This is a genomic window from Oleiharenicola lentus, assembly GCF_051660365.1.
In the GTDB taxonomy this organism is placed as follows: Bacteria; Verrucomicrobiota; Verrucomicrobiia; order Opitutales; family Opitutaceae; genus Lacunisphaera; species Lacunisphaera lenta_A.
This window is the reverse complement of record NZ_JBOZXB010000001.1, coordinates 1,130,830-1,153,175: the sequence shown is the minus strand read 5'-3', so window position 1 is coordinate 1,153,175 and position 22,346 is coordinate 1,130,830. Positions and strand designations below refer to the sequence as shown.

General features: G+C 62.5%; 2 protein-coding genes. Both read right to left on the bottom strand.

Annotation, left to right across the window (positions count from 1 at the left end):
- Window positions 1-1,083: a TIGR02597 family protein gene (locus ACRRQW_RS04090; protein WP_438479934.1), complete on the bottom strand. Its 1,083-nt coding sequence runs from the start codon at window positions 1,081-1,083 to the stop codon at window positions 1-3.
- Window positions 1,084-1,095: 12 nt separating this feature from the next.
- Window positions 1,096-22,035, bottom strand: coding sequence for an Ig-like domain-containing protein (locus ACRRQW_RS04085; RefSeq protein ID WP_438479983.1), 20,940 nt, complete (start codon window positions 22,033-22,035; stop codon window positions 1,096-1,098).
- Between the last annotated feature and the right edge of the window lie 311 nt (window positions 22,036-22,346).

Genomic DNA, 22,346 nt, shown 5'->3' with positions numbered 1-22,346 from the left:
TTATTGAAGGTAAACGGGTAAAGCGTCCCAAAGATCAGTGCGGATAGTCGCCGCCTGGCGTTTGCGGATGATGAAGCCTTCGCCTGGTTTTAAGGTGAAGCTAGTGTCGGGCACGGAGGCACCGACCTGATACCAACCGGCAATTTTTTGGGCATTACCGGCGAAGTAAAAATAAGGGGCGGACGGCGATTTATTTTTGGCCACCATGGCGTTGTTGAAAACATAGAGTTCGTCGGCCCGAGTCACGGCGCTGGTCGATACCGCGAAGGCTCCCGAGGCGACCAATCGCGAAGCGCTCAAGGTCATCGGCACGGCGCAAGGGAGGCCGAGAAAATGATCTTGGTCGGTGTCCGCGGCGAGCAAGGCGAGCGGCACGCGAAAGCCGGCCATTTGCACGGCACCGGCCACGGCTAGGGAGGTTTCCGTGGCGACGTTCTGACGGACAATGACATAGTTGTGCGGGTCGAGCCGCTGCGAACCTTTGAGACCGGTATTGTCGCCGACTTGATACCAGCCGGCCGGTTTGCTGGTGTTGCCCGAGAAGTAGAAAAACGCAGGGGACACCGAGCGGTTTTTGCCGGCGGTGGTATTGTTGTAGAAGAAAATTTCCGTGGCGCGCGTGAGCGCACTGGTGGAAATGTTCACGCCGCTGCCACCGGGAAACACGGTGTCGAGTGTCCAGTAAGGCACCACTGCGACGGTATCACCCAAAGCAGGGCCCTGAACGGTTTCGGTGTGCAACGCACTGAGATCGATCGCACCCGCGGCGATGGTGACTGTGCGTCCATTGACGTCGGTGATCGGGAGCACAGTGCCTTCGAGCGAGCCGTTCATCACCAGAACGAAGGCTCCTCCGACTGGCAGGGCCGGCACATCCACCGTGAGGGTAAAGGTGGAGCCGGTGCGGCTGGCAAGTGCGCCTTCCGCGAGGGCGGGCCGCAGCAGCGGCAGCGAAACAGTCGTGTCGGAGTTGCCCTGCAGGCGGAGTTTAAAGACCCCGACCGGATCGCTCGGCACGGCGAACGCCGCGAGCGGCCCGAGTGCGAGCGTGAGCAGAAGAAAACGAAGACGAGAGAGCTTCATGGGAAAAATAAGTTAGTTGTGATCGGCTTGATAGAAACGCCCGGCGCCGTCGCTCGGCGCGGTGGTGTCCTCGGCGGTGGCGAGGCCTTGAGCGTTGGTGGTGACGGTCGTGAGTGGCGTCCACGTGACGAGGTCAGTCGAAACCGAAATCACGTAGCTCGTGAAGGCGACACCCTTCAGCTGCAAGGCCGCGCCGCCGCCGGCGCGGTTGCTGACGGTGAGCGTAGGTGCGGTGGTTGGCGCGGTGGTCGCGACCGTCACGGTGACCGGCTCGCTCGCGAGGCCTTTGCTGTCGCGGACGGTGTAGGTAAACGTGTCGGTTCCGGTGATGGCGGCGTTTGGCGTGTAGGTGATCGTCGTGCCGGTGAGGACGACGGGGACGCCTTGAGCGCTCGTGCCGGAAACGGCGGTGATCGTGATGACGTCGCCGTCGGCATCGCTGTCGTTGCCGAGTAGCGTGGCGGCGGAAACGCTGAGTGCTTCGCCGGCGGCGCGGTTGACGCTGTCGGCTGCGCCGACCGGTGCGCGGTTGAGCAGCTTCACGGTCACCGTGCCGGTGACCGGTGTGGCCACGCGGCTGTCGGTGATCGTGTAGGTGAAGGTATCGTCGCCCACGATGGCCGTCGGCGAAGCCGCGGTGTAGGTGATGAGACCCGCGTTGACGCTGATCGTCGCCCCTTGCGCGCTGGTGGTGGCCGCGGCGACGAAGGTGAGCGGGTCGCTGTCCGGATCAGAGGCCGCGTTGATGAGTGCGGCGGTGGTGATCGTGGCCGGCTCGTCGTTGTGGCGTTGGATGATCGTAGCGCCCGCGAGAGGCGCGCGGTTGACGAGTTTGACCGTGACCGTGCCGGTGACCGGTGTCGCCACGCGGCTGTCGGTGATGGTGTAGGTGAACGTGTCGTCGCCGGTGATCGCGAGCGGGGCGGCGGTGTAGGTGACGACGCCGGCGCTGACGCTGATCGTGGCGTTTTGCGCACTCGTGGCGGAGGTGGCGACAAAGGTCACCGTGTCACCGTCGGCGTCGGTGGCGCTGCCCAGCAACGTGTCGACGTCGATCGTGCCCGGTTCGGTGTTGTAGCGGTTGATGACGTGGTTCGTGCCGGCGACCGGCGCGCGGTTGACCAGCTTCATCGTCACGGTGCCGGTGGCGATGGCGCCACGCGGATCTTTGACCGTGTAAGTGAACGTGTCCTCGACGTTGAGTGGCAGCGACGCCGGCGTGTAAACGACATCAGTGCCGACGACCGTTAGCGTTGCGCCCGCGGTGCTGAGGGCGCTGACGCTGTCAAACGTCACGAGGTCGAGATCGGCATCGGTCGCGCCCGCGACGAGGTTAGCAATCGGGATGATGCTCGCCGCGTCCGTGTTGAAACGGCCAACGTTGTGCGCCGCAGCGACGGGCGCGCGGTTGAGCAACTGAACCGTGATGGCCCCCGTGGCCGTGCCACCGCGATTATCGTGAAGCGTGTAGAGGAAATAATCCTCGTCCGCGATCGCGGTCTGGGACGACGCGGTGTAAGTGAGGGAGTCTTCGGATATGCTGATCGTGGCGCCAAGCGCGCTCGTGCCTTCGAAGCTGAGCAAACTCAGTTCGTCGTCATCCGGATCGCTCGAAGCCGCGATCAAGGCCGCGATGCTCACGGTCGCCGGCTGGTCGTTGGTGCGTGAGAGGGTGAGGTCGGCTGCGATCGGCGGTCGATTGGCGAGCGTGAGGTGAACCCGGGCGGTCGCGGTGGCATTGCGGCCGTCGCGCATCATGTATTCGAAACTATCGACGCCGGCGAAATTCGCGGTGGGCGTGTAGCGGAGGGTGCCGTCGATCAGCGTGATGGGCATGCCCTGCACACTGGTCGCGTCGACGGAGACGAGGAAGATGCCATCGGCGTCTACATCGGAATCGTTGGCGAGCAGCACCCCGGCATTGGTTTCGAACGGTTGGCCGAACTCGCGTTCGAGGTGATCGTCCACGGCCACCGGCGTGAGGTTGATGAACTGCAGATTTACCGTGGCCGTGGCGGTGGCGCCGAACGAATCACGCAACGTGTAGGTAAACGAATCATCCGCGAGCGAGGCGGAGGCTGCGTAAGTGATGACGCTGCCGTTGAGCGTGACCGCGACGCCGTGGGCGCTCGTCGAAGCGACTTCGGTGATGGTCAACGCATCGGTGTCTGCGTCGGTGTCGTTGGCGAGCAACGTGGCGGTTGGAATCGTTTGGAGGCTGTCGTCGCGAATGACGAGGTCGTCGGTGCCGGCCGGCGGCGTGTTCACGGTGATGCGCACGTGATGCGTGGTGCTGCGCGCATTGGGTGCGGTGATCGACCAGACGAAATCCTCCGTTCCGTGGAAACCGGGCGCGGGCGTGAAGGTGTAGTCGAGACCGTCGTGGGTGAGCGTGCCTCGTTCGGGCGCGATTTCCGGCGAGGTGAGCGTGAACGTGAGCGGCTGGCCTTGCGGCTGCGTGGCGGACAACGTGAACGAAACTGGCGTGGCGGGCAGAGTCTCCAGCGCGAGATCGGACGCGATGGGTGCGTCCCAAGGGAACAGGATGTTCACCGGAACCAGGTTGAAGCTGGATTCCAGCGGGTCTTCCGCGATCACGATTAACCACGCTTCGAGCGATTCACTCATACTTTCGAGGGGCGTATCGACGATGAAGTTAACCGCGCGAAGGCGGGTGGTGACTTCCTCCTTGGTGCCCGTGGTGCGATAGGCGCCGAAGTCATCGCGAACCCACGGGTCGGTAGCCGTCCCCCCCGGTGGTGGCGGCGGCACCGGCGGGAAAACGTAGTGGCCGTAAGGACTCGGATCCCAGAGTGAGATGGTGATCGGCTGGTCGATGGTATCGTCGTCGACGATTACGTCGGAGAACAGATAATCGCTGCCGCCGGGTTGGAAAAGGATCGGCGCAGGGTCTTTGAACCCCGTGATCGTGGGTTCGGTGTTGGCGTTGAAATCCGCCACGATCACCGAAACGTTCGCGCTGGATTCCTGACCGAAGCGATCCGTGGCCTTGAAGTTGAAGAGGTCGTTGCCCGCGTAGGACGAGTCAGGCGTGTAGGTGAACTCTTGATCTCCGGTTTGGGTCACCGTGCCGTGTTGCGGCGGCGTGGTGCCGAGCGAGTAGGTCAGGGTCAGGCCGGGAATCGTGTGCTGGCCGAATACCATGACGGCGGTCGGAGTGTCGATTTGCACAACGGCGGTTTGCGGTTCGGCGCGAGGCTGACCGGCGCTGATTTGGAAATACAGCGTCGCGGACGAAACGGTGCCGTGGCTGTCCGTGACGGAGTAAGGCACCTTGACGCGGCCGACGAAATCGGTGCGCGGGGTGAACACGAAATTGCCCGTGTCTTCCGTGATGCTGCCGCCGCTCTCGCCGAGGAGGGCGACGTTCGATGACTGATCGATCAACGCGGGTTCGAATTGATACGTGACCGAGAACAACGGATTCAATTCGACCGGCAGCGCGGCGCTAAACGGTTCGTTGGCGTTGACGGCGTAGGTTTCGTTGCGCGCGACCGGGCCGTCGTATTCCGTGATCGCGAGGCCGACGACGCGTTCGAAGCGGTAATCACCGCCGTGGCTGATCGCGGCGACATTCACTTCGCCGCCGGCATTGATGTTGGCGGGATTGGGCGTGATGCGGAGCGTCGGATTAGCCGTGGCCGCGTCATCGAGTCCGAGTTCGCTGTTGTCGATGAAAGGAGTGAGCGAGTCGTAAGCCATCGATTCGGCCGGACCGTTCACCACGCTCAGCGCGATGTTCGTCGTGCGGTGGATGCTCGCCTCCCGGTTTGCGACGGGCGCGATATGCAAAAGTCCGGGGCCGGTGACGGCGGCGTTGCCGTAAGCGGTGATCTTCGTCGTGCCGTTGTTGAGACGGTCGACAAAAAGACCGTCGGTGGACGTGCGGAAGAACAGGACCGACGCTGGCGCGGCATCGGCGACGAGCGCGACATCTTTGCCGAATTCTGCGCGGCCGCCGGCGAAGGTGCTGCCGGTGTTGCCGGTGAATTCGACCAAGGTGTTGCGGGCGTAAATCGAACCGCCCGTGCCGGTGGCACCGGTGTTGGTGATGCCCGCGGTGTTGGCGAGGAACGTAACCGCGTCGAGCGAAACGCCCGGTGTGTTGTTCGCGTAGATCGCGCCGCCCTGGCCGTTGACGCCGCTTGCAGAATTATTCGCGAGCGTGATGTGATCGAGCGCGAGGCTGCTTTGACTGAGGTTGGCGCCTTCGAGGTAGATCGCACCGCCGCGGGCCGGCTGGCCGCCGTGAGCCACGGCTGCGCCGTTATCGAGCGTGAGATTTTTCAACGTCAGGCTCGCGGAAGGTGCGACATAGAAGAGGCGCATCGGGTCGGCGTTGTCAGGGCGACTGATAATCAGTCCGGGCGCGGCGGTGCAATCGAGCACCACGTTGCTATTGATCACATAAGCCGAAGGGCCGGCCGCCGTCATCGTGGCGAAGAGCGACGTGTCGATCGTCTTGCCGGCGAGGGCCGAATCGAAAGTGAGCGTCCAAGTCACTCCGGGGAGTGCCGGCGTGAAGCGCAGCGCGTCTGCGAGCGAGCCCGTGCCGCTGGTCTCAGCGGACGTCACTGAAACGTTGGCCGACGTGCTGCGCAACAACACGCGCGCAGAAGCGCCGAGACCCTGGCTCGTGCTCGCGCGGTAAACGAGATAGTCGTTGCCGCGATAACCGGAGGCGGGCGTGTAGGTCAGATTCGGTGCGGTGCCGGTGAGCGTGCCGTGCATCGGCGCGGTGACGATTTCGTAGAGGATCGTCAGCCCGAGTGGATGCGTGGCGGTGATGTCGACCGCAACGGCGGCGCCGTTGAAACTATACACTTCTTTATCCTGCACGGTCGGTGCGACGAAGACCGTGGAGATGAACGGCAGGCCGAATTCCTCTGCGTAGGAAATTCCGTTTTCGGAAGCAGTCACTCGCACAGTCGCGTAACCACGGACATTTTCTTTGGGAGTGAAGCGCACGCTGCGGCTCGTGCCGCTGCCCAGCAGTTCGATTCCGGGCAAGCCGTGAAGATTGGCTTCGCGTTCGGGTTGGCCGTTTCCATCCAACGTCTCGAGGTAGAAATAAGCATCGCGCGTGCTCACGGTTACCGCCGCGGTGCTGGAGGTGAGCGTAAGCGGCAACGTGGTCGCTTCCACGATCGCGGTGGTGAGATTGGCGATGGCGCTGATGCTGAGCGGCAACGTCGTCGGGGCGGTCGCGGTGTTGCTTTGGTTGATGGTCGAGGCTTGTCCGGTGCCAAGACGCGACACGCGGTAGCTCGCCGGGAACACACCGCGCACGAGCGTGACGCTGGCAGCAGCGTTGTCGGCAAGGACGTGCATATCTGCGCCTGAAGCAGCGGTTGGCGCGGTGTTGCTGCCGATGCCCGGGAGTTCGAGTCGCGCGGAGCCGTTACGGAGGAAAATTCCGCCGCCTTCGCCTTGCGAGCTCGCGTCCTGCGCGGTGTTGTTGGCGATGTTGGTTTCGCTGAGCAGGAGAACGCCGTTCGAGCTATAAATCGCGCCGCCTTGCGCGCCGGTCGAGGTCAGGCCTTGCGCCGTGTGGTTGCTGAAGTTGGCGTGATTCGTTTCGAGCGTGCCTTCGTTGTAGATGGCGGCGCCGCGAGCCGGTGTGCCGGCATTTTCGCTTTGGATGCGGCCGTCGGTGAGCGTCAGGCCGTTGAAGACGAGATGACCGGTCGAAGCGACGCGGAAGAGGCGCAAATTCGCCGTGCCCGCGCTGCGTTTGATCGAGAACTGAGTCGCGCCTTCGGCATCGATTTCGAGATACCCCGCAACCAGATACGCCGTCGGGCCGTGCACCGTGTCAGTGGCGGTGCTGAGTTCGATGCTTTGATTCGCGAGAGAAGCGTCGATCACCACGCGGCCGACGCCGTCGGCAATGGCCGTCGTGAGCGCCTGGCTCAATGAACCCGCGCCTGATGCCGCGGTGGTGGTGACGACATGAATCTTATCGCTGATGTTGAGCGACACGGTGCCGGTGGTGATTCCGCCGAAGGCGTCAGTGACGCTGAAGTCGAACGAATCATTGCCGGTGTAGTCAGTATCCGGCGTGTAGAGCGCCTCGCGATTAATGAGCGTCTGCGTGTCGGAGAGGGCGATGTCGCCGTGGGCTGGTTGGCGCGTGATCGCGAAGGTGATGAATTCGCCTTCCGGGTGCGTGCCGGCGAGCTGGAAGGAGCGCGCGCGGTTTTTGAAAACCTGCACCGTTTGAGCGTTCGTGGTCGGAGCGGTGACGGTGCGCACGACACTGATCGAAATTTTGGCGGAACCGGCTGTTTTCGGATCCCGGTGTGTGCCGTCGTAGAACTGGGGCGCCATGCGGAAACTATCGGGGCCGTCGTAACCGGAGGTCGGCGTGTAGGTCAGTTGGGAAAGTTGCGCGAGGGAAACAGCGTAATAAAGCGGGAGGGCGAAATTATCCAACTTCACCACGCCATGTTTGGGTAACTCGGTCATGAGGAAGCGATCGGTCGCGCTGCCGCCGTAAGTCGTGGTGACGTCAGTGAAGTCCGTCCGAGTGAAGGCGAGCGTGGTGCTTTCGTTTACTGTGCGGCTGAAGCCGGTGAAATAACTGCCCGACGTCCAGAAGAGAATCCGCGAGGATTGCGGCAGGATGACATCGGCGGTGCCGTCGCGATTGAGATCGGCGATCGCGAGTTGCGCGCTCGCGGTGGCGCCATTGGAGGTCCACGTCAGCGGGGAAGCGGTGAAAGCACCGGCGCCCGTGTTTTTCCAGAGCACATCGTTCGCGGTGCCGGTGATCGCGAGCAAGTCGGTCGCGCTATTGCCGTCGAAATCGGCGGCGGCGAGTTGCACCACGGCGCCGGCGGCGAAGGAGCGCACGTGAACCAGATTACCCGCCTGATCGTTGCGATAAATGTGCAGGGTGTCGGTGCCGCTGCCTCCCGCGATCGCGAGATCGGTCCAGCCATCCTGATCGATATCGGTAAGCGCGATCGTTTGCGTATTCGGAATACGAATGGTGGTGGCGGAGGTGAAGACACCCGTGCCGTCGTTCATCCACACGACGATGTCGCCGGTGGTTGCGCGCACTTGCACGAAGTCGAGCGTGCCGTCGCGATTGAGATCAGCGACCGCGGCTTCGCGCGTGCGATCATCAGCCGGAGCGAAACGCTGCGTGCCCGCCGGTGCGAACGTGCCGTTGCCTTGATTGAGGAGCAGCACTTCGCCGTCGGTCGTCGAAGCGCCGAGCACGAGCACGTCCTGGCGACCATCGCCGTTAAAATCACCGGACAGCAAACGCCGGCCCGCGAACGCGAGCGGTGCGGTGAGCAGGTTGGTCGTCGCGTCGCTCGAAGCGTTGAGTGTTTCCACGGTGAGTGAAGCGCCCTGGCGCGAACCGATGAAATCGTTGCGGCCGTCACCGTTGAAGTCGGCGATTGCAAACGCGTTCCATTCGCCGCCCGTGCCGTAGTTGAGGCGGTGGAACTGGCCATCGCCGTCGCCGAGATAAATCCACGCCCCTTCCGCGCTCGCGAACATCACATCGCCGAAGCCATCGGCGTTGAGATCACCCGCGGCCACGCCGCTGATGTTGGTGCCGGTGGTAAGCGTGTCACCGCGGCGGAATTTACCGACGTTGCCCAACCAGAGTGCGGCGAAGCGCGCGACGTAAGGTTTGAAATTATTTCCGAGCGCGGTGCCGATGGCGGCAGTCGCGGAAACTTCCACGATTTCGCCGGCGTTGAAATTGATCCCCGGCAAGAGCACCGGCGTCAGCGGATCGGTCGTCACGGTGCCCCAATTCGCCACCGTCGCGAGGCGACCGTGAAGGGAACCGTGCACCACCAGTTTGTTTAGATCCAAACCGGTCTGCGCTTGGTTGAAAGTCACCGTGATGTCCGGGCGCAGCGAGGTGGCGGTCGAGCCAGACGCAGGCGTGATGGCGACGATAGCACCCTGCGCGGCGGGAGCGTTGCCATAAGCGATCGGCAGCGTCGTGGAGATGTAATCCGTGCCGACGAGACGAATGTTCGCGCCTTCGTAGAGTTCCGGCGACCACGGTAAGCGAAGCGTGACGAAATTGCCGTTGGTGACGAAAGCACCCGGATCCAACGCGAGCGTTTGCCAGCCGCTGCCGTTGTTGAACTGCCACGTGAGGCCGGTGTAGCCGCGCGTGTTGTCGAAGGTGATTTCCAGGTAGCCGCCCGGAACGCGACGGATGAGCGCGAGATCGAGCAGCGTGGCGGTGGCGAGCGTGGTCGGCTCGATGGCACCGAGGTCGACGTTCGTCGCGTTGATACGCGGAGCGCCGAGCAAATCGACTTCGCTGGCAATAAGCGCGGTGTTGTCACCGGCATTCAGGGCCGGGGAATTCGGGCCGGGCGCGAGCCGGTCGTTGATCGTGATGAAGCGTGGGTTGTAACCGATCATGCCGGCACCGGCGAAAGCGTTGAGACCTTCAATGAGCGAATGATGCGTCGTGACGGTGGAGTTTGTCGCGCGCAGTTGGCGGTCCTCGATGGTGCCGCTGCCGGCATTGTTGCCATAAAGGATGGAGTTAACGATCGAGCCAGTGCTGTTCACGGCGACGATGCCGCCGCCGCTTTGGTTGTTGGCGCGGTTGTTGGCGACCGTGATGTTGACCGCTTCGAAGGTGGAACCGGTCAGCAAAATCGCGCCGCTCAGCGTCGATCCGGACGATTGATTGCCGACGAAGTAAGACTGGCGGAGATCGAGATCGCTGTTGGTTGCGCTGAGCGCACCGGCGCCGACGCCCGTGTTGTTGAGGAACGTGCTGCGTTGGAAGACCGCAGAATTAAATCCGGAAAGCGTGAGCGCGCTCGCGCCGGAATCGGTGGACGTGTTGCTGAAGAAGTTGACGTCGGTGAATTCCGCGGTGCCCGCGGTAGCGATGGCGCGCACCGGCGCAATGCGGCCGGTGGAATTGAGGAACGTCGATCTGCGCACGGTCAGGGTGGTGACGGTGGAGTCGAGGAAGTGCGGCGCGTGGGGGTTCGCAGAATTATTGGGAGAGTCGAAGTAGGAATCTTCGATGGTCCACGTGCTGCCTGCCGCGGTGACTGCGACGGTATTTCCAAAGAAGAACGTGCGACGCAACGTGGCGGCGTCGATGCGTCCGCTGATCGCGCTGGAGTTGTTGACGAACGAGGTGTCCTCGAAGAGCACGCTGGGAGCCGTGCCAGAGACAATGACGCCGGAGCCCTCTTCGAATCTCACATTGCGAAAGAGCGCGCTGCGGTTGGTGAGCGTCACGCTGTTGTTGCGCAGCGTCAGGCTGTCGAAGAGCACCGCGTCGGGGGAACCGGTGGAGGGAAGGATGAAGGGATTCAACAACTGTGTGGGGAGGCGCGTGGCACGTGAGCGAACATTGACGGCATCGCCGCTGAATCCGCCGTAGAGACGAATCGCAGGTGGCAGGGTGATGGGCGTCGTTTCGTCGTAGTAACCTTCTGCGATCCAGATTTCGGTGTGCGCAGGCGCCGCGGCGACGGCTTCGGCGACGGTGCGGAAGGCGGTCCGCCAACTCAAACCATCACCGTTGGCGGCGGCGTTGCCCTTCACATAGCGAAGGTTGCTGCCATTGGTGGTGACGGTGTATTCCGAGGAAACATAACCCATGCCGCGGAAACCGAAACGCACCCGGCGATCTGGAATTGTGTCGGAGGCCGGCGACGCGATGGTGAGCGTGGCGGTGTTGCCATTGACCGCGGCGGTGAAGTCGCCACCGGCGGGAATCGCGACCCATTGGCCGTTGACGAGGATTTCCCAGTAGATCGTGGCGAGCGCAGCGGGACTGCCGGTGATGCTGAGATGTCCGGCGGCAGTGCTCCACACGGGCACGATGTTGTCCGCGCTTGAGGTGGGGTTGATCGTGAGTGGCGTGACGCCGACGGTTTCAGCGAGCTCCGTGGCTCCGAGATCGATCGCGGCGCCGACGACGCGGGTCTGGCCGAGGAGATCGCGCAACGCGGTGGAGGCGGCAGTGTAACCGGCGTTCACCGCGGGCGAGAAGATCGAGAGGCGGTATTCTCTGGAGTAAGCCGGGTCGAACAGCACTTCGGAACCGAGATTACCGGTGCCGGTGATCGATTGCAGACCGCTGATGAGTGAGTGCGAAACGGTCAGCGGCCAGCCCGGACCAGAATAGAGCTGCAGCTGTTCCGTCGTCAGGCCCGCGGTGTCGCCGACAGTGGTGTTGTCCGCGATAATCGAATTTGTGACGGTGAGTGTGCCGCCGTTCTCCACGGCGGCGGCTTTTTTGCTGCCGATGTTCCAGACGTGCGTGCGATTGCCTGCGACGGTGACGTTGAGCAGAGAGAGTGTGCCCGCGTTGATGATGATGGCATGACTGCGGCCCGAGGCGGCGATGGCCGTGTTGTCGGCAAAAAGCGAATCGCGCACGGTGACCGTGGCGCCGGGCGTGACGGCCAGTGCTGCACTGTCCTGATTGGAATTTTCCAACCAGCGACAGCGTTCGAAGACGACGGCGGAGTCGCCTTGCACGTAAGTGGCTGCGTGGAAATTGCGACGGAAGAGGGAGTCGCGCACCAAGGTCGGCTGGCCGGCGAGATTTCCGTTTTTGAGGAGCGCGCTGCCGCTGGCGTTGGAACGGGAGCGGTTGTTGTCTTCGAAAGTGCAACCGACGATTTCCGAAGAGGAATTGAGTTCGTTGAAGACGGCGAAGGAGCTGTTGCCGAAGAAGCAGTTCTCGAACAACGGGGCGCTGGAGTTGTTGTTGACCACCGTTTGGCTGAAGTCACGGAAGTCGCAGTTGCGGACGGTGAGGCTGGCGCGATCGAGCACGATGCCGTGTTTGTCGTTAGCCCCGGAGAAAGTGAAACCGTCGAGCACGGTCGCGCGCGTGGAGTTCGTGCCCGTTTGATCGACGAAGCGCCACGCCGCGGAGTTGGCGAACAGAATGGTCAACGCGGTCTGCGCGCCCGGCGTGCGTTGTTCGAGGGTGGCTTCATTGCCGGAAAAACCGCCGTAGAGTTTCATGCCTTCTGGCAAAACGAGGGTCTCTTCCAGGCGGATGCTCGTTCTGGCGGCCCAAATCTCAGCCCCCGTGCTCCAATTGAAAAATGCGTCTTCGAGAGTGCGGAACGCGCGGCTCCACGTGGTGCCATCGGCAGGTGTGCCGGTGGCGGATGGATTCACATAGATAATCCGCTTGTCGACGACGCTGAGCGAAAACGGTGCAGAAGTGGTGCCGCCGAATTGGAAGCGGAAGCGCTGGCCGTGGTGCGCGGCGAAAGTCGCCGGGCCGACCGCGAGCGTGCTCGTGTTGCCGTTGACGGTGATGACGTAAAGTCCGCCGGACGTGATCGTCGTCCAAACGCCGGGCGCGGTTTCGCGCTGCCAAGTGAACGGGCCAGCGCTCGCCGATTCGGCGATGAAGCTCGCCGTGTCGCCCGCGGCCACTTCGAGGGAAGCGGGTGAACGCAGAATGCGCAGCGGCGTGCCCGGGGTGCCGGCGAATTCGTGAGCGCCGAGATCGGGCGCGCTGCCGACCACGCGGGCAAGTCCGGCGCGATCGAGGGAGTAACCGGTTTGATTGAGCGTGGCGTCGCCGGCGTTGATCGCGGGCGACACGGCGGAGAGCGTGAAGTCATCGAGGCCGGCGTCGGTGAAGAGCGGCGCGTCGGCGAAATTCCCGTTGCCGGTGTAAGTAGCAAGCCCTTGCACGATCGAGTGGCCGATGCTGAGCGTGCCGCCGGTGACGGTAAGCTGGTTCTGCTCGACGGTGGCTGCGCCGCCGCCATACGGACGACCAGTATTGTTCCACAGGATGGAATTTTTCACCGTGGTCGCGCCACCGCGAAGATTGAGACCGCCGTTACCCGCAGTGCCGGAGTTGCCGTAGATCGTCGATTGCAGCACGTTCAACTCACCGTCGGCGACATTGAGCAGGCCGTAGTAGGAGGGCGTGTTGTCGACGAGGAGGGAATTGCGCAGCGTGAGTTTGCCGCCGAAGACTGTGATGAGTGAGTCGCCGAAGTTATCGCGCACCGTGACGCGATCGAACGTCACGTCAGCCGTTTTGCTGACTGAGACGAGCAGGGCGTCGCCCAACGTGTGGTCGTGGAATAATGAATCGGAAACGGCAAGCACGCCGCCACTCGTGATGATGGCTGTGCCGCTGCCGCTGAAATTGGCGCGCTTCAAGGTAACGTTGCCGCTGCTCATTTCGAGGCCCGCCCGCGTGTTGCCGCGGAAGACGCTGTCTTCGATGAGAGGATGTCCGCTGCTGACCGAGAGGCCGTTCGAGGAATCGCGAAACACCACGCGGCGGAGCGTGGGGCTGGCGTTGTCATAGAGGTGAAGGCCAGTGTAGCCACTGCCAACGATGGTCACGCCGTCGAGCAAGGTGGCGCGATCGACGCTGCGGCCGATCATTTGCATGCGCAGCACGGTAAGTTCGCCGGTAAGATCACGCTGGCTCGTGGAGGTGGCGGTGGGAGAAGTGAACCCGCCGTAAACCTCGATGCCTTGGCGCAGCGTGGGGTATTGTCCGCTGTAAGATCCGGCCTGCACCCAGATTTCGGCGCCTTCGGGGGCGCTGTTGTAGACCGACACAAAATTCCAAGCCGCATTTGCCCACGACGTGCCATCGTAAGGCGGAGTGGTGCCGGTGCCGACGTAGCGACGCGGGCGCACGGTCGGAAACACTTGCACCGGCGCAGAGCGGAAGCCCGCCGCATTCGCGAGCGTGAAGCTGAATTTTTCGGCCGCGTCAGGCGTGGCGACGTTGCTCAGCGTCAGCACGGAGCTGTTGCCGTTGGCGGTGATGATGAGACGCGGATCATTGCCGGCGACGAGCACCCAGGCGGAGCCGTTCCAGCGCCACCAGACGACATTGCTCGCGGCGTTATCGCTTACCACGGTAAAACTGACTGCGGAGCGCAGATAAGCGGGGATGCTGATCGGCGCAGAGGTGAGATGGATCGGCGTGGCGGGCGTGCCGGTGAATTCGATCGCGCCGCGATCTGGCGCACCGTTGCGCACGGTGCCGAAGAGATCGATCGGCGAACTGCTGGTGCCGAGGCCGGAGTTGATCGCCGGAGAATAGGGTGAAAGCTCGAACTGACTGAGGCTGGCGTTCAGGAACAGTGGATCGTTGTCGAGATTGCCGGTGCCGCCCAAGGTCGCGAAACCTTCGATGAGATTGGAGCGAAGCGTCAGCGTGTTGTTGGTGGGGTCGAGCTGTTGGGCCTCAATCGACCGGCTGGAACCGGCACTGCGATTGGCCCACAGGATGGAATTCGAAAGGTCCAGCTCGCTCACTTGAATCAAGGCGCGGGACTGCGTGCTATCTGGCCTGACCGACACTTGATTGTTGTAGGCCGTAATGTGGCGCACCGTGACTTTGCCAGAGCCGCGGACGAACGCGTTGGTGTTATTGAGTAACAACGAATCGCTGACTTCCAGCGGGCCGGCAAAGGCGTGGATAATATCTTCACCGGAATTTCCCAGGAAACGGGAGCGCGTGATGGTGCTGACGTTGGTCGTCAAAGTAGTGTCGAACTTGATCAGCGGGTCGTTCCGGTTCGGATTGGAGTTATTGCTGAAGGTCGAGGCTTCGATGGCAAAGAAGCTGCCGCGCTCGACGTTGAGAAAGATGCAGCCCGTGTTGTCGCTCACGGTGGCGCGCACGATGCGGGCTGAGCTGTTTTGCTTCAGCGACACGAGCACGCTGGGAGCGTTTTGTTTGAAAGTGCAGTTGTCGAAATCCACCGAACCGGTGTTTTCGATCAAAAACGCCGGCGAGCTCGTGACTGCGGTGATTACGCAGTTCCGGAAGAAAACCCGCGCTCCGCGCACGACGCGCACGCCGCCGCTTCCCGGGACGAGTTGAAAACCATCGTAGCCCGTTTCGAGGGTGAAGTCCGCCGCGGTGGCGTCTGCGTAGACGATGGCGGTGCCGTCGATCTGCGTGCGATTCACTGTCGGGTTAGCGACATTGCGCTCGGCGGCGCTGCCGGTGGCAGGATAACCACCGCGGAAAAGAATGCCGCCACGCATATTGATAAACGCGGGCGTGTAGAAGCCAGCGGCCACCCGCACCTCGAGCACGGTGTCGGTCAGGGCGGCGGCTTCATTGAGCCCCTTGAAAGCGGTGCCCCACGAGGCACCGTTGCCGCCGGGAGCGGCGTTGCTGTCGACATAAACGATGCGGCGCGTGGTGACAGCGACGTTGAAGCTCACGGAAGTGTAATTGAGCGAGCCGATGCGGTAGCGGTAAAGGCCGCCGTGAGCGTCCGCGATGTTCGTGATCGTCAGTGTGCTCGAAGTGCTGTTGGTGGTGACTTTAAACGCCGCGCCGGAAACGACGACCCAGTTGGTGCCGTCGAATTTTTCCCACACCACATTGGCGCCGGTGCCGGCCGCGCCGGTGACCGTGAAGCTCTGGTTCGCACCGTTGTAAACGGCTGCGCTGGTCGGAGCGCTGGTGAGTTGGATTGGAGGTTTCGCCGCGCCAGAAAATTCATAAGCACCGAGGTCCAGCGCCGTGCCCGACAGGCGGCCCGGATAACCGAGCACCGGCGAAACTGCGTCCAAGTCGACGAGCACGGCGCGATCGATCGCGGGCGAATTCGGGGCGAGCGCGTAAGGATTGGGCGCGGTGCCGGCGAACAGCGGGTGGTAGGGAAGGTTGTTGTTGCCCGTGAAGCTCGCGAGGCCTTCGACGATGGAATTTTTTACCGTGGTCGCGCCGGAGTTGACGGTGAGCTGTGCGCGCTCGATGGCATTGGGGCTGTTGTAGAGATCCGGCGCGGCCCGATTGCTCCAGATGATTGAGTTGAGCACGGTTACCGTGCCGTAGGTGTAGAGTCCGCCGCCTTCGCGGGAGGCGCGATTGTCGGTGAGCGTGCAATTCACCAAGGTCATTCCGTTACTGAAGATCGCGCCGCCTTGCGTGGCCTGATTGCCGGTGAAAAGGGAATTGGTGATCGTGACCGAGTCGCCGTTGTTCAAGGAACCGTAGATCGCGCCGCCGGAGTCAGTGGCGCGGTTATTGGTGAACGTGGCGCGGTCGATGAGGGTGTTACCGCCCGTGAGCTTGAAGGCGCCGCCTTCGGAGTTGCCGCGGTTGTCTTCAAACCGGCAGCTGCGAAATACCGGCGAACCGGATTGAACGACGATGGCCGCAGCGCTGGTGTTTCCGTTGAACGAACAGTTTTCAAAAAGCGTCGTGCCACCCTGGCTCTTCACCAGTTCTGTGCCATTTCCGGCCGACGTGGCCACGCTGCGGATGAATTCGCAATTGCGGAAGACGCCGCCGCCTTGGCGAAGATAAAGCGCGGTGCCATTGCCCGTCGTGGTCGAAGAATCGAGACGGATGCCCTCCATGACCAGTTGGCGGCTGAAGAGCCGGCGCTCGACGCGCAGGTTGTTTTTCCCGACGTAAGTGCTCTCGAGTTTATTGATGATGAACGCGCCGCGCAGCGTCGTGACGTTGGCAGGACTGGCCACGCGTTGGCCGATGGAAGTTTCCGTGCCGGCAAAACCGCCGAAGAAAACCACGCCGGGGATCAGGGTGACGGACGTGGCGGACTCGTAGCTGCCGCGGGCAATCCAGATTTCCGTGTTGAGGCTGGGCAAGTTGTCCATCGCTTCTTCCACGGTGCGGTAGGCGGTGGCCCACGAGAGGCCATTGGCGCCGGTGGCCGGGCCGGTCTTCGCCACGTAGCGAATCGTGGGCGGAATCACTTTGAGCGACACCGCGGGCAAAGCGACTTGATTGGCCGTGATCGCGCGGACGCGCAACGACGCGAGGGCTGCACCCGAGGTCGTGATCGTGAACTCCGAACCGGTGGCGGACGCGTTGGTGGAAACGGCGTAGCTGGTGGTCGCCGGGTTGACCCAGCCCTGACCGAGATCGATTTCCCAGCGGAGCACGTGACCGGCGCCAGCCTGCCACGTGGCCGTGAAAGTTTTAGCAACGAGACTGGTGCGCTCTTCGCTGGAGTTCGGCAGACTGGTGAAACGCAGCGTGGGAGCCGGCGTTCCCGAGTAAGCCAAGGCCCCGGCCTGCAGCGCGATCGCCGGGGATTGCGCGGCGAGCGTGTAGTTTTGGTTCAGCGGATCGATGAACAACGGATGTTCGCCGAGATTCCCGCCGGTCGTGTAAGTCGTGAGCGCTTCGACGAGGGAATTCGACAGCGCGACCGTGCCGCGCGAATAGATCTGCGCGGGCTCGAAAGGTCCGCCGAGTTCGGTCGAAGCGTCGCGGTTTCCCCAGAAAATGCTGCGTTCGATCGTGGCGGTAGCGTTGGTGCTCACGTGAATGCCACCCGCGCGACCGTGTGCGAAATTGTCGGCGAAGGTCGATTGGCGGACGACGATGGCCGCATTGGAATCGACCCGGATGGCGGCGCCATCGGGGCCGGTGTTTTGCGTGAACAAAACTTTTTCAAATGTCGCAAGGCCGGAGCTGACCCGGACCGCGCCATCCGGATTTTTGCGAAAAAGCACGTCGCGGAAAGTCGGGGTGGCGTTCGAGAGCACGCCGGCGCCACGTTCGTTTTCGATGACGCAGCGCGTGATGAGCGGTGAGCCGCTGGCGACGTTGATCGCGTTGCGCCTGGCGTTGCGCAGGGTGAAGCCGTCGAGGATGGCGGGCGTGGACGCATTGCTGTTCGGGCCGAACAAGACGAGATCGAGGGCGTCTTCCAAAACGTCTTTCGCGCCCGGTTGCGCGCCGTCGAGGATCGTCGGATAGAGCGCGAAGTTGCGCTGGCTGGCGGCAGTCTCGGTGCCATTGAAGCCGCCGTAAACCACGCGTCCCGGATAAAACGCGAAGACGCTGCCCGGTCCCGTTCGGTCCGGGACATACGTGCCTTGAGCGACCCAAATCTGGGTGTAATCGGAGGCGAGCGTCGCTTGATTGGCTTCCTGCAACGTTTTGTAGGCGGTCGCCCAAGTCTTGCCGTTGCCCGAAGTGGCGACGGCGCCGTTCACATAGACGCGATCGGTGCCGATATTGACCAAGACCTTCGCGGCAGTGCCGCTGGCGGTTCCGCCGACATCCATGCGAAACGTCCACTGATCCCATTCTGCCGGCGGTTGGGCCAGCGTGAGCGTCGTGGTGCCTTGGCCGGTGATGCGGGCGTCTTCGGGGAGCGGCATGAAACCACGGCCGTCGTTTTTGTTTACCAGCCAGGTGTAAGTCGCCCCGGCGGGCGCGTTGTCCGCGAGGAATCGGAACGTGTAGGTCGGGCCGTCTTCGTTCAGCGTGCGCGCGATCGTGACCAGGCCGGCCAGCACTTGGGAAGTGCCTTGGAATTCGTAGGCACCGGGATCGATCTGGCTGCCGAACTTGCGCGCGTGACCGTCGGCATCGGCCGAGCGGAGGAGGTCGACGCTGCCGGTGCCGCGGTCGAGAAAAGGCGAAGTCGCCGTCGGGCGAAGGTTGCCGTTGGCGGCGTCGACAAATTGGGGCGGGGCGTCGAAGTTGCCGGATTCGTTGCGTGGGGTGGGAGCGACGCTGGTGCGAAACCCTTGGATGAGGTTGTTGCGATAGGTCGCCGGTGAGGTGGATTGAGATTCGAGCGGGAGATAAAACTGGCTCAACTCGATGGGGAAACTCGGCGCGGCGAGTCCGGGGTCGCGGTTGCCGTAAAGAATGGAATTTTGCAGATCGAACGAACCGTGGATGACATAGACGGCGCTGCCGTATTGGAGGCCAGCGGCATTTTCGAAGCCGCGGTTGCCGGAGAAAGTGGAGTTGAGAATCGTCGTGTCGAAATGGCTCGCATAAAACGCGCTGCCCGAGCCGCTCGCGGTGCTGCGGTTGTTGGAGAAAACCGAATTGGAAATCATGGCTTGGGAGACGGCGCTGGCGAACAAGGTGCGTTCGAGGAGGATGGCGCCGCCAAACTGGGTCGCCTGATTGTCGGTGAATTCGCAGGCCTCGGAGTCGAAGTAGCCCTGGGCGTAAACGGCGCCGCCGCGAGTGGCGGTGTTCGACCGAAACCGGCAATGCGTCAGCTCGGAGGTTTGATTACTGTTAGAGTAAAAACCGCCGCCGCTGCCGCTGGCGCGATTGTTTGTGACGATGAGATTGCGCAACGCGACCTCGCTCTGGTCGTGGTAAATGCCGCCGCCGTGGCCGTTGCCGTCGGCGCCGTTGGCATCGCCACCGGTGATGGTGAAACCGTCGAGCACGCCGTTCGCATTCGTGAAGGTTTTGTCGCCGACGACCACTTTCGAATTTTTGACCACGTGATAGCTGGGCGAGGCACCGGGGGATTTGGCCGCGAGATTGCCGGAGAGAATCGTGACGTTGGCGGTGAAGTTGCGTTCGTTGCGGGAAACTTCCGTGCCCTCGAAGCCGCCGAACGCCTGCGTGCCGAGGCCGAGCGTGAACGCCTCCGTGCGCACGCCCGTGGCGCTGGGATAATACGTGCCCGCGAGCACCCAGACTTCGGCGTTGGTTTTGGCCAACATGGTTTTGAGGTCGCTGCTGGCGTTGGCCCAATTACGGCCGGTGCCATCGCCGGTGGCGACCGGGCGGACGAAATAACGCCCGGGAGCCTCGCCGCCGACGCCGGTGTCGACAGGCGTGGAGGCGTTGGCGACGGCACCGATGCCGATAACCTGGCCGCGATAGCGGGGCTGGCCGAAAAAGTCGGTGGTGCCCGGCAGGCGATAGATCGTGTTGTAGCGGTCAAAACTGCCGCCGCTTAAAATGGGCGAGCCGTAGCCGGGCAGGTATCCCGTGTGAAAAAGGGGATCGACGGAAAAATTGCCGCGGTCGAGGAAGCGGTTGCCCTGGCCATCAATGACGAAGCTCCACTGGTCGTGCGCGCTCTCGGCTTCCGCGAAATCGAGCATGTAGAGCCGGTTGATCAAACCGGTTTCGCGCTGCGCGATGTAATTAGGATCGGTGAGCGGATCGACATGCGTTTTATCCCAACTTTGCACCAACTGCGACAGGCCCTGCACGTTGGAGTTGGCGATTTCGGTCACGCCAATGAAGCGGAACCAGCTGGCGTGGCTGGTGCGGAAGAGTTCTGCGGTATCGGTGTCGAGGTTGTCGTAGGTCGCGGTAAAAATATCGGCGCCGCCCGTGGTGTTGATCGGCGAGCCGTTGGTGTTGCCCCACAAAACCGAGTTGATGATCCGGCCCTCGGCCCCGAGATCGACGGCGAAGGCGTAGCCGTTGGGCTCGACGGAGACGTTGTTGACCAGCGTGCAGTTGGTGAGGCGGGCAAACACGTGAACGGCGATGGTGATGCCGCTGTGGATCTCGCCACTGTTGCCCGAGAAAATGCTGTTGTTGACGTCGAGCAGGCTGAATCCGCGCGCTGCCACCGTGCCGGAGTTGCCGGCGTAATTCTCGCGAAAAAGCGAGCGATCGATCTTCACGTTATCGCGCAAGGCGTCGATGGCCGATGCGTTGTAAACCGCCTGGTTGGCCGTGAAATGGCAGTCATTGAAAGACGAATAGGCCGCCTGATTGGTCATGTAGGCGAAGGCATCTTTCAGGTGGCTGCGTCTGGGCTGCAGCGAGGCGGGATCAACTTCCTTAAAAATCGCCTCGACGGCCAGCGCGCTGAGGCCATTGGGGGTGGCGTAGCGCTCAAAATTGGGCACGAGGTCATCGACGATAAATTCGGTCACCTCGTCTTTGGCCCCGGCTGCGCGGGCGGCTTCGGCGGCTATGCCGAGGGCTTTGAAAAATTTGATCACATAGCCGTAGGGACCCGCGGCTGCGGACTTTTCCAGCCCCATGCCCGCGAGGGAAATCGTTTTGGTTTTGCGGTCGAAGGCCTTGTTGCGTGATGCCATCAACTCCCTGATGGCGGTGGTGCCGGGATTGGTGGCGAGTGCGGGGTCGAACCCGACACCCAACTTGGTGGCGACAATGGCATTCGCGACGACTTGCTGGTAGGTCTTCGGATCGCTGCCGAGGACAAACGAGCGGGTGTTATCCTTCCAGTTGCCGGGCACGTGCACGGGGGATTCGAGCGCGACGGCGCCGCCGCTCAACGCACTCGTGTTGCGGATGAAATCGCTGCGGTTGAAAGTGACGAATTGATCGCGACCGAAGTAGGCGCCACCGGCCAGTGCGCTGTGGTTCGCCACAAAGAGCGAATTGTTCACTTCGACCTTGGCGCGCACCACGGCCATGCCGCCGCCGGCGCCCTCGACGTAATTCTGAGTAATCACGCAATCGGTCAGCGTGAGGTTGGGCACACCGTTCGACGAAGTGACGTTCTCCACGTAGATGCCGCCACCCGCGACCTTGGGACTCAGGGCGGTCATGCTGCCGGAAGTGGTGAGATTTGCGGGATCGGGCAGGAGCATCTGCTCGACTTGTTTCGCGGTGTGGTCGTTCAGGCGCGAGGCGTAGCCGCCCGTAATGACGAGTCGTTCGAGACGCGCCCCGACGACGTTGACGGCACGGAGGACGTTGCGGCTGTTGTTTTTGAAATTTGCATCCGTGATGTCGGGGGCGACGGCGTTCAGCGCCTCGGCGCGGGAAGTGGGTTCGACGAGGGCGTGGTTGTTGTTAACATCGCCGCTTAGCACGGTCATCGGGGTGGCGGGATTGCGCGCGGCGAGCGACGCTTCCGGCGCGGAGAGACTGAAGCCGCCATGCACGCTCACCCAGCTGAGGAGATTTATGGCCGAGTTAGGGATTCCGAAGTAGTCGTCCGGAGTGAAGGTGCCTTCCGTCATCCAGATTTCCACGGGGTCTGCTTGGGTGGGGCCGAGTAAGCGAGCCCCTTCGAGTGCGCGCCAGAGTTCATCGTAAGCGTGGGCCCACGTCTGACCGTTGGTGGTGGCTGTGATGAAGGTGGCGCCTTTCTTTACGCGGATCACGCGCGTGGCGGCGTCGGCGAGGTTCGCGCAGGTGAGGAGGAGCGTCAGCGTCGCGAGCAGACGCAGTAAAGAGCGCCCGGAAGAGCGGCAGGAAAATTTCATGGCAGGTCTCCGCGGGTGAAACGGAGTGGGTGGTGAGTGGGTGCAGCGACCTGCGATGGGAATGCGGGCCGCGCGCGAGCATGCGGCTCCCGCCGGGGGCTCTGCCAAGGGGTAAAACCTGTCATTTATAACAGGTATGGGGCGAAACCTTCGGATTTAGTGGCGAAACCGGTAGGTCGCTCGGGCGCTGAGACACGAATTGCCCGAATGCCACGAATTTGAGCGGCGAAGATGGGCTGATTTTTAATGTGGAAATCAGGAACTCAGGAAACGGATGGAGGAGCTTTTGTTTTTAACCACGGACTGCACGG